General features: G+C 62.0%; 12 protein-coding genes. 2 read left to right on the forward strand and 10 right to left on the reverse strand.

Annotated features, from left to right (window positions below; translation table 11 throughout):
- Window positions 1-44: 44 nt before the first annotated feature.
- Window positions 45-1,100 carry a dipeptidase gene (locus tag JZX88_RS18700; RefSeq protein ID WP_065117723.1) on the reverse strand — a complete coding sequence of 352 codons (1,056 nt, stop codon included), beginning with the start codon at window positions 1,098-1,100 and terminating at the stop codon, window positions 45-47.
- A 206-nt stretch (window positions 1,101-1,306) separates the two neighbouring features.
- Window positions 1,307-2,014 (reverse strand): phosphoribosyltransferase, encoded by a 708-nt coding sequence (locus JZX88_RS18705; RefSeq protein WP_206914400.1) that lies wholly within the window; start codon window positions 2,012-2,014, stop codon window positions 1,307-1,309.
- A gap of 310 nt (window positions 2,015-2,324) precedes the next feature.
- Between JZX88_RS18705 and JZX88_RS18710 the strand changes: the two genes are divergently transcribed.
- A complete protein-coding gene (locus tag JZX88_RS18710) occupies window positions 2,325-3,497 on the forward strand; it encodes a M20 aminoacylase family protein (protein ID WP_174033259.1) in 1,173 nt (390 codons plus the stop codon).
- Window positions 3,498-3,535: 38 nt separating this feature from the next.
- Here JZX88_RS18710 and JZX88_RS18715 read toward each other — a convergent pair whose 3' ends face one another.
- Window positions 3,536-4,792, reverse strand: a complete 1,257-nt coding sequence (locus JZX88_RS18715) for an MFS transporter (RefSeq protein ID WP_065117725.1) — start codon at window positions 4,790-4,792, stop codon at window positions 3,536-3,538.
- 91 nt (window positions 4,793-4,883) lie between these two features.
- On the opposite strand from JZX88_RS18715, the gene JZX88_RS18720 reads away from it, so the two are divergent.
- Entirely contained in the window at window positions 4,884-5,807 is a 924-nt protein-coding gene (locus tag JZX88_RS18720; protein ID WP_206914401.1) for a LysR family transcriptional regulator, read from the forward strand.
- A gap of 27 nt (window positions 5,808-5,834) precedes the next feature.
- Here the strand turns inward: JZX88_RS18720 and JZX88_RS18725 are convergent, their stop codons facing one another.
- The 7 genes from JZX88_RS18725 to JZX88_RS18755 all read right to left on the reverse strand — a co-directional run bounded on the left by JZX88_RS18725 (window position 5,835) and on the right by JZX88_RS18755 (window position 13,415).
- Entirely contained in the window at window positions 5,835-7,628 is a 1,794-nt protein-coding gene (locus tag JZX88_RS18725; protein ID WP_206914402.1) for an adenine deaminase, read from the reverse strand.
- Entirely contained in the window at window positions 7,625-8,545 is a 921-nt protein-coding gene (locus JZX88_RS18730) for a nucleoside hydrolase (protein ID WP_206914403.1), read from the reverse strand. Before JZX88_RS18730 ends, JZX88_RS18725 begins: the two co-directional genes overlap by 4 nt.
- A 2-nt stretch (window positions 8,546-8,547) precedes the next feature.
- Complete coding sequence (locus JZX88_RS18735) at window positions 8,548-9,573, reverse strand: ABC transporter ATP-binding protein (protein WP_206914404.1); 1,026 nt, start codon at window positions 9,571-9,573, stop codon at window positions 8,548-8,550.
- Window positions 9,566-10,345, reverse strand: coding sequence for an ABC transporter permease (locus tag JZX88_RS18740; RefSeq protein ID WP_125146475.1), 780 nt, complete (start codon window positions 10,343-10,345; stop codon window positions 9,566-9,568). The genes JZX88_RS18735 and JZX88_RS18740 overlap by 8 nt, the downstream gene beginning before the upstream one ends.
- Window positions 10,342-11,169, reverse strand: coding sequence for an ABC transporter permease (locus JZX88_RS18745; RefSeq protein WP_206914405.1), 828 nt, complete (start codon window positions 11,167-11,169; stop codon window positions 10,342-10,344). The genes JZX88_RS18740 and JZX88_RS18745 overlap by 4 nt, the downstream gene beginning before the upstream one ends.
- A gap of 165 nt (window positions 11,170-11,334) precedes the next feature.
- On the reverse strand, window positions 11,335-12,357 hold the full coding sequence (locus JZX88_RS18750) for an ABC transporter substrate-binding protein (protein ID WP_065117732.1): 1,023 nt from the start codon (window positions 12,355-12,357) through the stop codon (window positions 11,335-11,337).
- On the reverse strand, window positions 12,354-13,415 hold the full coding sequence (locus tag JZX88_RS18755; RefSeq protein ID WP_206914406.1) for a LacI family DNA-binding transcriptional regulator: 1,062 nt from the start codon (window positions 13,413-13,415) through the stop codon (window positions 12,354-12,356). The genes JZX88_RS18750 and JZX88_RS18755 overlap by 4 nt, the downstream gene beginning before the upstream one ends.
- Window positions 13,416-13,436 lie beyond the last annotated feature (21 nt).

The following is a 13,436-nucleotide window of genomic DNA, read 5'->3' on the forward strand; positions in this document are numbered from 1 at the left end:
TCCCCTTTTGTTATAAGATTGATTTCACTCGTGATTAGCCGTCTTCAGGCCGCCTCGTGCCAGGCCTCGGACAAAACGCGCAGCCAGTTTTCCCGGCATATTTTAGCAAGTTCTCCATCACCGTAGCCCGCCGATTTCAGCGCCGCAACCAGATTGTGGTTGCCGCTGGCATCGGCGATGCCGACGGGTACCGTCGCGCCATCGAAATCCGATCCAAGCGCCACGCAATCGATGCCCATACGCTCCACCATGTAGTCGATATGGCGCACCATGTCGGAAAGCGGCGTATCGGCAATGTCACGCGCATCGGACCTGAGCATGGTCACGGCATAGTTGAGGCCCACCAGCCCGCCGCTTTCCTTGATGGCATCCATCTGCCGGTCGGTGAGATTGCGGGCAACGGGGGTAAGCGCATGCGCGTTGGAATGGCTGGCGATCAGCGGCTGGTTGGTGGTCTTCGCCACATCCCAGAAGCCTTTTTCGGTTATATGCGCGAGATCGATGAGGATGCCGAGCCGGTTGCACTCCTTCACCAGCGCGAAACCGGCATCGGTCAGACCGGGCGCGGTGTCGGGCGACATCGGATAGGAAAAGGGAACGCCGTGGCCGAAGATATTGTGCCGGCTCCAGACCGGGCCAAGCGAGCGCAGGCCGGCGGCGTGAAACACCTCCAGCGCGTCGAGATCGGCGCCGATCGCCTCGCAGCCTTCCATATGCAGCACGGCGGCGAAAATATCCTCGGCGAAGGCCTTGCGGATATCGGCTGTGGAACGGCACAGCCGCCATGCGCCGGCGCGATCGAGCCTGAGCGCGATCGCGGCTTTTTCCATGGCGATGTCGAGTGAGGGTTGACGCTCAAGCGGAGCCGCGAGCGGCGTATCGTAATGGCCGTTCGCATCCGGCTCCTGCAGGATCAGATCGCCTGATGGAATGTAGATGGCGCAGATGCCGCCGCCGAGACCGCCGGCCCTGGCCCGTGGCCCGTCAATATGGCCTTCGCGCGTGCCGTTTTTGAATTCCGCAACCGGATCGGCACCGGCCTTGCTGTTGCGCCACAACCGAAGCAGCACATCATTATGACCGTCGAATACTGCATGCATGGGAAGAAATTCCAGTCATCGGAAAGAACAAACGGGGGTAGGCAGACGCCGGAATGACACCGCGCGCAAGCAAACCGGCGTATTATTCACCGACCGCTATTGTCTGTCGAAGACGATCTTAGGACGATCTCTCCGAGCTTCGCAAGACACAAATTAGGCAGCGGTGAAATTATCACCACTTGCCTTTTGCCGGAACTTGCGCAACGTCAAGCGCGCCAGCCGCCTTCCGTTTTCGTGAGCAGCGGCGTTGAAAAAACGCCCCTCACCCGCTCCGGCCATTCCGGCCCGAAAGCGGCGATTTTTTCCCGCCAGCGATCCGATTGCAGCATGGCCGCACCGATGACGGCGGGCCGAATGCCGGAGGCGGCGAGCAGCGAAAGACCCGATATGATGGAACTGCCGCTGGAGATCACATCATCCACCAGCGCTACGCGCCTGCCCTCGATGAGCGGCAGCATGCGCGGATCGATATAAAGCCGTTTTTCCTGCCTCGTGGTGATGGAGGACATCGGCACCGACAATTCCTCCAGATACCAGAATTTGCGCGAGGTGCCGAGCGGCACGTAACGGGAATGGCCGAGATGCCGGGCAACGGCGGCGGCAAGCGTCAGCCCCAGCGTCGGCAGGCCGATGACGACATCCGGTTTGAAGGGAAGAAGCTTTGCGGCAAGATCGGCCGCCAGCGCCTCGAGCACCTCAAAAGAGGCCTGATTGACGATGAGCGAGGCCAGCGCATGTTCGCCATCCGCCAGCGGCCTTATCGGCAGGCATATCTGCCGGCCGTCATCCAGTGCCGCCGGAAAGAAGGTGGAATGCGGGCCTGCCGTTTCAAAGGTGCGGGGCGGATGTATCTCCTGCCAGAACTCGTGCGGCGCGGCGGGAGACGGGGTGGCAGGCGACGCGGGTGATGGCATCGGTTTTTCCTTTCAGAACCGGGATGGTGCTAGGCGGAGGCGGTTTTCGGCCGCGCCAATCCCGTTCGGCAGATTTGTCATTTCAGCAACCACAGAGACGCTGCGGGTTCATTTCATTGGCTTTTTCCGTTAGGATATTTCCGTTTTCTCCGAAACACGGAAATATCCTAGCTCTTTGTTTTACGCATTTCCGAACGCAAAACCGCTACACACTTTTGCTGGAAATGCTCTAGAAGAGAAAAAAGCAACAGGCATTCGGATGAACCCACCTATGACGCGGGTTTTTCCCATATTCAAGGACAAGCTGCCCATGAGACTGCTGGACCGGATCGGTGAGGACCTGCCATTCCTGACGGAGCTTCGCCACGACCTGCACGCGCATCCCGAACTGGGCTTTGAAGAGGAAAGAACCAGCGCCATCGTCGCCGATCTCCTCGAAAGGGCGGGACTGAAGGTGCATCGCGGTCTCGGCGGCACCGGCGTGGTCGCCACGCTGCAGGTGGGCAACGGCACCCGCAGCATTGGCCTGCGTGCCGACATGGATGCGCTTGCCATGCCTGAGGTTCCCGACCGGCCCTATAAATCGAAATTTCCGGGCAAGATGCATGCCTGCGGCCATGATGGCCACACCGCCATGTTGCTGGGTGCCGCACGTTATCTCGCAAAGACCCGCGATTTTTCCGGCACCGTGCATTTCATTTTCCAGCCGGCCGAAGAAGGCCGCGGCGGCGCGAAAAAGATGGTGGAAGACGGGCTGTTCGACCTGTTCCCCTGCGATGCGGTCTATGGGCTGCACAATATGCCGGGGCTTGGTATCGATGAAATGGCCGTGGTCGAAGGCCCGCAGCTCGCCTCGTCCGACAGCTGGCGCGTCACCTTCAGGGGCATCGGCACCCATGGCGCCAAACCGCATCTCGGCCGCGATCCGGTGACGGCGGCGGGCACCTTCCTTGCTTCGCTGCAAACCATCGTCGGCCGCGTGGTCGATCCGCTGCAGCCCGCCGTGGTCAGCGCCTGTTCAGTGCAAGCGGGCGATCCGAAGGCGCTCAACGTCATTCCCGATCTCGTCGAAATCGGCGGCACGGCGCGTGCCTATGCGCCCGATGTGCGCGACCAGCTGGAAGCCGAAATCGGCAGGCTGGCAAAGGGCACGGCGGCGATGTTCGGCATCGAGGCGGATTATGAATTCATCCGCCGCATTCCGCCCGTCATCAACGAAGCGGAGGCGACAAAACGGGCGCTGAGGGCCGCAAAAACGGTGTTCGGCAACAAAACCCGCACCACCTTCCCGCCCTCGACCGCCGGCGACGACTTCGCCTTCTTCGCGGGCGAAGCCCCCGGCTGCTATGTCTGGCTCGGCAACGGCCCGGCGGTGGATGGCGCGCTGCACCACAACACCTCCTATGACTTCAACGACGCGGCCATCGTGCCGGGCGTCGCTTTCTGGAGCACGCTGGTGGAGCAGGAGCTGGCGGCGGAGTAACGCCCCGCTCGACCGTATGGGTTAAACGCGCCTGGCCTTCAATCGGTCCGGACCGGCCGTGCGCCAGAGCGATAAAGGCTGGCGACGATGCCGGCAAACGCGCAGCTGGCCGTGATGGCCATGATGCCCGGCCAGCCGGCATGGATCCAGAACCAGCCGCCGGCCCAGCCGGTGATGCTTGCCCCACAATAATAAAACAGCAGGTAGAGGGCGGAAGCGTGGCTTTTGGCAGCACCTGCATGGGCGCCGACACCGCTGCTTGCCGCCGAATGGCCAATAAAAAATCCGACCGTGATTGCCGCAATTCCAACCACGATGAGAATGACGCTGGACGCAAATGTCAGCAGGATGCCGGCAAGAATTGTCGAAAAGGCAACGGTCAGCATGATCCGCCGGCTGAAACGGTCGACCAGCGCCCCGCCATAGGAGGATGCGACGATCCCCAGGGCGAAGGTAAGGAAAATCATGCTGACAGCGGTCCGGCCCAGCTCGTAGGGCGGCGCCACCAGACGGAAGGCGCAATAGTTGAAGACGGTGGTGAACACGCTCGTCAACATCGCGCCGACGAAATAGAACCGCCGCAGCTCAGGGTTCTTGAGATGTTGCGCCCATATTCCCAAATGGGTTTTCACCGGCATATGCTGCGGCCGGAAGTTGCGTGACGGCGGAAGCAGCAGGAGAAAGCCGATGGCTGCGACAACACAGACCGCACCCAGCGCATACATCGCCACCTGCCACGAGGTGTAAGCCGAAACCAGCCCCATGCCGACGCGCCCGGCCATGGAACCGAAGGCCGTTCCGCCGACATAAAGCCCCATCGCCTTGCCGAGGCTGGAAGGTTCGATCTCCTCTGCGAGATAGGCCATGGCGACGGCCGGAACGCCACCGAGAACGAAGCCTTCCAGCGCCCTGGCGGCAAGAAGCCACAACCAGCCCTGCGTGCTCGCCGCAATGATATTGGCGATGGCGGCCATCATCATCGACACGAACATCAGGTTTCTGCGGGTGAAAAGCTGCGCAAAAGCGCCGCTGAGAAGGATGGCGAAAGCAAGCGTGCCCGTCGTCAGGGACAGGGCGAGCGACGCGGTCGCAGGGTTGATGCCGAATTCCGCCGGGAATTCCGGCAGAAGCGGCTGAACGCAGTAGATCAACGAGAAGCTGGCAAAGCCGGCGAGAAAAAGCGCGGCACTCGCCCTGCGAAACTGGCGGCTTCCATGTCTGATCCAGAGCACGTCAGGCGGGTCCGCCGTCATGACGATCGGTGGCGTGAAATCCTGTCTGTTGAGCTGGCGCATCGGCTTGTCCTTTTCGCCACCAGCTATAGCGCAGCCCTGACTTTCATTCTAATATATGGAATGCGCGAATGTTATATCTGGATCTAATATCATGGAACTGCGGCACATCCGTTATTTTCTGGCCATCGCCAGTGAGGGCAGCTTCACACGGGCAGCGGAGCAGCTCGGCATCGCCCAGCCGCCGCTAAGCCAGCAGATAAAACTTCTGGAGCAGGAAATCGGCGTGCGGCTGTTCCGGCGTCTCGCACATGGGGCGGAGCTGACATCGGCGGGGCAGGCTTTTCGCACCGCCGTCAGCCATATTCCGCATCAGGTGAGCGAAGGCGTCAGGCTTGCGCGAAGGGCAGCGGCCGGCGAGACCGGCATATTGAGAATAGGCGTTACCGGCACGGCGGCGCTCAACCCTCTCGTCCCGGCATGCATACGCGCCTACAGAAACAAATATCCCGACGTCGAGCTTCAGGTGATGGAGGCAAACGCCCTGTTGCTGACGCCGGCCCTGCTCGAAGACCGGCTGGACGTGGCGCTTCTGCGACCGTCCCAGTCCGATCCCGAGGCGCTATACGAGGAAGTGCTTGCCGACGAACCGCTTCTGGTGGCGCTGCCTGTGTCGCATCCCCTCGCCCGGCGCGGCACCATGATCGACCTTCCGGAATTGCGTGACGACCCGTTTATCCTCACCCCGCGCAGCATCGGGACCAGCCTTCACGATGCATCGATAAAGGCCTGCGAGGATGCCGGCTTCACACCCCGCCTGGGGCCGGCCGCACCCCATATCGTCTCCATCCTGTCGCTGGTCGCGGCCGAACTCGGCGTCTCCCTCGTTCCGGAATCCGTGGCGCAGGTGAAAATGCAGAATATCGTCCTGCTGCCCTCCAGCGGCCCGCCGCCACGGCTTTCCATATCGCTCGCCTACCGGCGCGGAACGACATCCCCCGTGGTGAAGAACTTCGTGGTCGCAGCCCGCACTGCCGCGCGTGAAACACAAGGCCTGCCATTACCGCAGGGCGAGTAACCGCGACGCGGAGAGGCAGGCCGCCCGCTATTTGAGAACGGCGATCACCGGGCTTTCCATCACCCTGCCCGTCAGAACGTCGGCGATACCCATATCCGTCTGGTGGGGGCCGATATTGCAGGCGAGCGTGGCGCCGAAACAGGCCTTGAAGACGAGATAGGGCGGCTGCCATTCCACCACCTTGCCGACGGCTTCGCGCAATTCCTCGAAAGCCCGTGCGACATCTTCAAGCGGCGCATCGGATACAAGGCCGGAGAGCGGCAGCGGGAGCAGCGCGGTAACCTTGCCCTCTGAGGCGACAGCCATGCCGCCGCCCGTGGCGATCACCGCATTGGCGGCGAGTGCCATGTCCTCGGCATTGCCGCCGAAAACGGTGAGGTTGTGACTGTCATGCGAGACCGTGGTGGCAAAGGCGCCGTTCCAGTTTCCCCAGCCAGTGAGGAAGCCGGTTCTGGTGACCGGCCCGGCCCTGCCGTGACGATGGGTGACGGAAATCATCGTCGCGCCTTCGGGCGGAACGACAAAACCGTTCTTCACCTCGGCTTCCGCCTCACCCCATTGCGTGAAGCGCGGGCGGTCGATGGTGGCGAGGCGCACCTTCACGCCTTCGGAGGCAACCCGGAAATCATCGGCTACGCGCAGCGGCAGCTTCATCGAGCCTTCGAGCGCCGCCACATCACAGGCCGGAACATCGACGAGCATTTGTCCGCCTTCCGCAACCACCCTGCCCGAGGCCAGAACGTGGCGGGCGGCAAAACCGCTCAAATCCTCGAAGACGACAATATCGGCGCGACGGCCGGCGGCGATGAGGCCGAGATCGGCACGGCCGAGCCTTTGCGCGGCGTTCAGCGTTGCCGCGCGCAGCGCCCATTCTGGCTTCAGGCCATAACGGACAAGACGGCGCACCACATCGTCAAGCCCACCGCCCTGCAACAGATCGTCAGGGAACACATCGTCGGTGCACAGCGTCACCGTCTGCGGCAGGTGGCCGAGCGCGTTCAGAGCCTCCACGAATTCCGGCAGCAGGTGATCGTGCGAGCCGCGCAGTTCGATGGTCATTCCTGCCCGCAGTTTCGCCATCAGGTCTTCGCCCGAGACCAGTTCATGATCGGAAGAGACGCCCGCCGCCATGAAAGCGTTGAGATCGGCATCCTTCAGGCCGCGTGCATGGCCACAGACCAGCTTTTCCGAGACAAGCCCGGCCTGCACGATGCCGCTCATACGCGGATCGCGCTCGATGACGCCACGCATGTTCATGATTTCCGCAATGCCGCCGATTTCGGGCCATGACAGGAGATCGGCAAGAATGGCGGCGTCGAAATCCGCCCCGCCGCGCTCCAGCCCCGGTGCGGAAGGAACGCAGGAAGGGGCAAGCAGAATGGCGCGCAGGGGCAGGTTCTCGATGGCCTTCGCCGCCCATCGAACACCGTCGACACCATGCACATTGCCGAATTCATGCGGGTCCCAGACGATGGTGGTAACGCCACGGGCAACCACCGCCGCCGCATAGGCGGCCGGTGTGACCATCGAACTTTCGATATGCATGTGCGTATCGATGAGACCGGGCGAGACATAGGCGCCCGCCGCATCGATGGTCCGCGCAGTGTCGCTGCGGCTTGCCGGTTCGTGCACACTGGCGATCAGCGGGCCGACAATGCCGATATCGGCGGCGCGAAGCTCACCCGTCACCACATCGACCAGCGTTCCGCCGGTGACGAGAACATCAAAAGGCGCATCGCCGCGTGCGGCGGCAACCGCACGGATGCGCAGCGCATCATCGGTGAGATCGGCAGGCTCGCGTGTCGTGGGGTTCGCGCTCATCGGGCAGCCTCCTGGCGCAATGCCTCCAGCACAGCCGCCTTCGCGCCCTCCGCTTCAACGGTTTCGGCAAAATGCGCATTAAAGGCTTCAACCTTGCCGGCACGCAGCTCGACCACCGTTCTGCCCCGGGTCAAGGCGGAATGAAGCTCCACATCAATCCGCGCCTGCCGCCAGCCAATGAGGCCGGAGGTGAAGGCAATGGCGGCGACGGGATCATAAAGCGCCATGGCCGCCCTGCCACGGCTGGTGGCAATGCCGATGAAGCCTTCCAGCAGATCGGCGATCAGCCCGGCATTGTTGCCGCCGGCATTACGGATCGGCAGCACATCGTCCGGCGAGGCCATAACCTTGCGGCAGGCGTCCAGATCGACCATGCGCAGCGGCAGTCCGTGGGAAAGCACGATGGCCAGCGCTTCCGGATCGGCAAAGGCGTTGAATTCGGCCGAGGCGGTATGGTTGCCGCTGGTCACGCCGCCCCCCATCCAGGTGAGATCGGAGATTTTTGCGGCAAGATCGGGCCGGGCGAGGCAGAGTGCGGCGATATTGGTAAGCGGTCCAAGCGCGAGTATGCGCTTCTCGCCTGCTCCCTCCAGCCAGTTGCAGAGCGCGGCAAAGGCATCGCTTTTCGGTAAGGCCGGCGCGTCCGGCAGGCTTTGGCCAACGGTCGGAATGCCGCTATCGCCCAGAATACATTGCGCGGTTTCGAGCGCGCCGAGCACCGGCATGGCGCGGCCCTGATGGATCGGCATCGACCAGCCAAAGGCTGAGACGGCTCCGGCGGCATTGCGGCAAACCGCCTGAAGCGTTGCATTGCCGAAGACCAGCGAGATGCCGTCGATGGCAAGGCCTGCCGATTGCACCACCATGATGGCGGCGATATCGTCAAAGCCCATATCGGTATCGATCCACACGCCCATGGTCAGTTGAACACCTTGAGGCTCGCCGCCTTTTCGACCGGCAGATCAAAGGCAAGCGTATCGCCGATCGCGTGGGAGGTCAGGGCGGCGTCCGTTTCCGCCTTGATGGGGCCAAGCGGCGTATCCAGCAGATATTCGCGGCTGTTGCCGGCAAAGGAGGTGCCGCGCACGGTTCCCTGGAAAGGACCTGAACCGAGGGTGACCATGCGCGGCCGCCAGGCCAGTCCGGATGCTGAAAGGACTGGTCCGGGAAGCGGTGTTGTGCCGTTTGCGGTTTTCAACGCGCCGCCTTCCAGCGCGAAGATGTTTTCAAAGCCGACGAAATCCGCCACGAAGGACGAAACCGGCGCGTTGTAGATCTCCTCCGGCGTGCCGATCTGTTCAATCTTGCCGCCCTTCATGACGACAATGCGGTCGGCGAGCGCGAGCGCCTCGATCTGGTCGTGGGTGACGAAGATCATCGTCACGCCGGTTTCCTTCTGCACGCGCTGCAATTCGGTGCGCATTTCAAGGCGCAGGCGGGCATCGAGATTGGAAAGCGGCTCATCGAGCAGCAGCACTTTGGGCTCCATGACCATGGAACGCGCCAGGGCCACGCGCTGCTGCTGGCCGCCTGATAGTTCCGCCGGCTTGCGCGAGGCGAAGTTCGACAATCCGACAGACTTCAGGCCGGAGGCGACCTTGTCCTCCAGCGGCTTGCCGCTCATGCCCTTGAGTTTCAGGCCGAAGGCGACGTTTTCGTAAACCGTCAGATGCGGGAAGAGCGCGTAGGACTGGAACACCAGCCCGACGGCGCGCTTGTTGGCGGCCACCCGGGTAATGTCTGCGCCATCGAGATCGATGCTTCCACCCGCCACCGGCATCAGCCCGGCAATGGCGCGCATCGTCGTGGTCTTGCCGCAGCCGGAAGGCCCGAGAAGCGCGAGCAGCTCTCCCTTGCGGATATCGAGATCGAGGTCCTTGACGGCAACATTGCCGCCATAGGCGAGCGAGACTTTTTTGAGCGAAAGGTAATTTGCGTCAGACATAACGGGAGAACCCCAGAAAACGTTCGGCCATGAAGACGATGCCGATGGAAAGGAAGGCGAGCAGCGAGGAAAGTGCGGCCACGGAAGGATCGAAAACGATTTCCATATAACCCAGCATGTCGATGGGCAGCGTGCGCACGCCGGGACCGGACAGGAACAGCGATACCGGCACCTGGTTAAAGCTCGTCACGAAACCGAGAATGAAGGCAGAGAGAATGCCGCCGCGAATATTCGGCAGCACCACCCGGAAAAACGCCCCCACCCGCGACGAACCGAGCAGCACCGCAGCCTCCTCAATATCCGAGCGCAGATTGTTGAGGCTGGCCGACACCACCCGCACCGCATAGGGCAGGATGAGCGCGGTGTGGGCAAGAAACAGGGCAAGCGTGATACCGATGCCGAACGGCACCACGAAGTAACGCAGCAGCGCCAGACCGACGATGATGCCGGGCACGATGATGGGCGCGGAAACGATGGTCCGCACCGTTTCGGCAAAGGGCAGCTTGTAGCGCGACATGGCGTAGGAAGCCGGAATGCCGAGGATGAGCGCCGTGAACGTGCCGCCGATGGCAAGGAACATCGACATGGCAAAGCTCTCGCGAAAACTTTCCACGGTGAAGACCTTGGCGATCCATTTCAGCGAAAAGCCCTGCGGCGGAAAGGCGAGCGTATCGCCGGCCGAAAACGAGGCCGCAACAATGATGAGGAACGGCCCGATGAGGAAACCGACAACGAGGAGAAGCGTGAGCGGAATGAAGAGCTGCCGGGTCATTTCTTGTTCCTTGCGGTGGCGATGCGCTTCAGCAGGATATTGGCGGCAAAGCTCATGACGATCAGGATGAAGGCGATGACGCTGGCGGCGACGAAATTGTTGGAAACCGTGACCTGCTGGTAAAGCAGGGTTTCCAGCATCAGCACCTTGGAACCGCCGAGGATGGCCGGCGTGATATAGGCCGTCAGCGAACCGGTGAAGACCAGCGTGCCGCCGACGACCAGCCCTTCCTTGGTGAGCGGCAGGATGACTTTCCAGAACACCTGCAGCCAGCTTGCGCCGAGCACGCGGGCAGCCGCGATCGTATCCTTCGGCATGTTTTCCAGCGCGCTGATGAGGGAGATGATCATCAGCGGCAGGAACAGTTGCAGAAGGCCGATGAAAACGGCCGTTTCGGAAAACAGGATGCGGATCGGCGCGTCGCTGAGGCCCACCGCCTGCAGCGCCTGATTGATGATGCCGGTTCTGCCGAGAATGACGATCCAGGCATAGGTTCTCGCGACCGGCGAAATCATCAGCGGCAGCACGACGAGATTGACCACATGGCCCTTCTTGCCCGGCGACAGGTTGACGATGGCGAAAGCCGCCGCATAGCCGACCACCGCCGAAACGACGGTGACGAGCGCGCCAAGCTTCAGCGTGCGCAGGAAAACCGTCTGGTTCAGCGGATCGGAGAAGAAATCGGCATAGGCGGACAATGTCCAGCCGTCAGTGGTGCGAAAGCCCTCCGACAGAAGCATGAAGACCGGCACAAGAAAGACCGCCGCCGCAAAAATCGCGGCGGGCAAGGCAAGCGCCAGCGCTTCGGCCCGGTTCTGAAACATGGGTTTATTCCCTGAGCGGCCTGAGGGCCGGTTGTTAAGGCAGCCGGATGCACCGGCCTGCGAAATTGGAAGGTGGAAAAGCGGTCAGGGGACGACCGAACCGCTTTTCCGGGAATGGAGCTGCCCTGACGGACGTTCAATGCCCCATTCCAAAGGGTGAAGGACTTACTGGCCGACCTTGGAATTCCACTCCGACAGCCACTTGTCGCGATTATCGAGCGTCACGTCGGATGGAATGAGCTGCAGGCTGCGGGCGGTTTCATCACCATAGGTGATGTTGTTCGCCACCTCGTCGGATACCTTGACCTGGCTGTTGGTCGGGCTGTCCACCAGCTTTTCGGCCAGCGCCTTCTGGACGTCGGTCGATAGCCAGAAATCCATGAATTGCAGCGCAAGATCCTCGTTCTTGGTGCCCTTCGGCACCACGAGCACGTTCATGCCGCCGGTCTGGCCTTCCTTGGGCGTTGCCCAGGCGAGCGGCAGGTCAAGCTTGGTGAAAGGCGCCCAGGAGAAGCGGCCAATCGGCGCCGCCCAGATTTCTTCCTGCTGCATGAGCTGCACCAGCTGCGAGGATTTGACGTAGAAGGTGACGATATCGTCCTTCTTTTCGCCCACGGCCTCGATGGCGCCGGAAAGATCAGGCGTGTCCTTGCCGATGGCCTTGCCGAGCATATAAAGCGCCGGCGGGCCCTGATTGGTGGTGACATTCGGGAAGGCGACGTGGTCGACAATGCCGTCCTTCAAAAGATCTGCCCAGCTGTCGATCTTCATCTTGTCGGTGCGGTAAACGATCGACGTGGCGTAGAAATTGACGCCGACGCTCATGCCGTCGCCATTCGGATCCTTGGCGATGTCATAGAGCTTTTCGATATTCGGAACCTTGGAAGCATCGATCTTCTGGATCAGATCCTTGCGGGTGGCGGAAAGCGCATCGGCCATGGAGACGATGGCGAGATCGACCACCGGATTGGCCTTGTTGGCCTCCATCTTGGCCAGACGCTCGACGCTGTTGCCGGTCTCGACCACCAGCTTGCAGCCGCATTTCTGCTCAAAGGGCGTATAGACCAGTTCCTTGAATTCATCCTGCGCGAAGGCGTAGACGGAAATCGTCAGCGTCTTGTCCTGGGCCTGCGCCGCTCCCATCGTCAGCATCAGGGCGGTGCCCGATGCAAAAATGATCTTTTTCATGGTGTGAGTTCTCCTGCTGTCGTGTTTTTGGCTTCAATCGCATCATGCTTTGCCTTGCCGGTGGAGCCGCGCATGATCAGCGCCATCGGTACTTTCGAAATATCCGCCGTCACGTCGATGGCGACGCCATTTTCGCCCGCGCCATCGATCGCGCGCAGCAGCGCGCCGACCGCGAGATCGGCGATACGGCCCATATCCATGCGCATGGTCGTCAGCGGCGGGGTAACCACGGCGGAAAAGATGAGATCGTCAAAACCGGTGACGCTCGCCTCTTCCGGCACCTCGATGCCCTCGCGCTGCAATTCGGTGAGCACGCGCAGCGCATGCAGGTCGGAAACGGCCGCAAAGGCGGTGAAACCTTCGGCAACCTTCTCTGCAAGACCAAGCCGGCAGCCCGCGCCACCTGCCTTTTCAATGCCATCTATCCACACCGTCTGTGTCAGGCACGCCTTGCCGAGACCATCGCGAATGCCGCCAAGACGGTCGTTCTGAACGTTGGAATCGCGGTTCTTGCCCACCAGCACCACCTTGCGATGGCCAAGCCCCGCCAGATATTCGCCGACCTGCCGGCCGCCGTCCCAGTGGTCGGCGGCAACAGTATTGCCCGGTGTCGAGGGGCTGTCGATCACCGCGACGGGACAATCGACATCGGAAATGCGGGTGCCGCGCCGGGGAACAATCACCATGCCGTCCACGCCACGCTCGATCAGCCGGTTGATGGCGTCCGTCTGCATGGCGATCTCACCGCGGGAGTCGGCAATCAGCACGCCGTAACCGGCGGTGACCGCCGCCTTTTCAATGGCCTGCGCGATCTGCGGGAAAAGCGGATTGGCGATATCGGGGAGAACCAGCCCCAGAACACCGGTCCTGCCGGTGCGCAGCGCCCTGCCCGCCGAACTCGGCACATAACCCAGTTCGCTCGCCGTCTTGCGGATGCGCTCCACCAGCTCAGGCGAAACACGGCCCTTGCCGGAGAGCGCATTGGACACGGTTGCCGCCGACACGCCGAGTGCCGCTGCGATCGCGCTCAGATTGGTGGCAGGCCGTGACGACGCCATGATGGTCCGGAAGGGCTGATT

Source organism: Agrobacterium sp. OT33 (genome assembly GCF_017313365.1).
In the GTDB taxonomy this organism is placed as follows: domain Bacteria; phylum Pseudomonadota; class Alphaproteobacteria; order Rhizobiales; family Rhizobiaceae; genus Agrobacterium; species Agrobacterium rhizogenes_A.